Genomic DNA, 958 nt, shown 5'->3' on the forward strand with positions numbered 1-958 from the left:
GCGTTCGGCTAACAATACAAATAAAGAGTGCAAGGCTCATCCCATTTCGCTCGCCACTACTTTGGGAATCTCGGTTGATTTCTTTTCCTGCGGTTACTTAGATGTTTCAGTTCACCGCGTTCGCTTCACATAGCCTATGTATTCAGCTATGGATACTCCAAAAGGAGTGGGTTTCCCCATTCGGACATCTACGGATCAAAGCTTGTTTGCCAGCTCCCCGTAGCTTTTCGCAGGCTACCGCGTCCTTCATCGCCTGTGATCGCCAAGGCATCCACCACATGCACTTGTTCGCTTGACCCTATAACGAGTCTGTCTCTCGACAGTCGCTACAGGTTGAGTTCTCGCATTTGTGCCGTATTCCAATTGAGTCAAACATAGAGTTCGAATCATCTTGAGATACATCGATACAATCACAACCCGGATAGTTTTCACGTCCATCTCAAGACGCTTCCGCTATCCAAATTACTTACTTCTTCCAGATTGTTAAAGAACGACAGCCGATATGGTTTTACTCATATCAATCTGACTGGCTCAATCGCCAATGCAAAATTCTCGGTTCAGTGTCTGAACCAAGCGCTTAGCGTTGGTGATTGGTGGAGGCAGACGGGATCGAACCGACGACCCCCTGCTTGCAAAGCAGGTGCTCTCCCAGCTGAGCTATGCCCCCATGTACAGATATTCCTCAGGGTGTACCGCCAGTCAAGACGGTGGTGGGTCTGGTTGGATTCGAACCAACGACCCCCGCCTTATCAAGACGGTGCTCTAACCGACTGAGCTACAGACCCCTGAGTCTGTCTTTAAATTTACAGCCGATAAGCGTGAGCGCTCAACTTTGCGAGAAGCTCTGGAAAGGAGGTGATCCAGCCGCACCTTCCGATACGGCTACCTTGTTACGACTTCACCCCAGTCATGAATCCTACCGTGGTGACCGTCCTCCTTGCGGTTAGACTAGCCACTT

2 tRNA genes and 2 rRNA genes are annotated in these 958 nt (G+C 49.9%); all 4 read right to left on the bottom strand.

Going from position 1 to position 958, the window contains the following annotated elements:
• Positions 1-298, bottom strand: a 23S ribosomal RNA gene (locus G3N61_RS39180); the annotation flags it as partial.
• A 293-nt stretch (positions 299-591) separates the two neighbouring features.
• Positions 592-667 (bottom strand) — tRNA-Ala (locus G3N61_RS39185).
• A gap of 41 nt (positions 668-708) precedes the next feature.
• Positions 709-785: transfer RNA gene (locus G3N61_RS39190), tRNA-Ile, on the bottom strand.
• Positions 786-848: 63 nt separating this feature from the next.
• Positions 849-958 (bottom strand): 16S ribosomal RNA (locus G3N61_RS39195); the annotation flags it as partial.

The organism is Burkholderia sp. Ac-20349, from assembly GCF_017104865.1.
Taxonomy (GTDB): Bacteria; Pseudomonadota; Gammaproteobacteria; order Burkholderiales; family Burkholderiaceae; genus Burkholderia; species Burkholderia aenigmatica.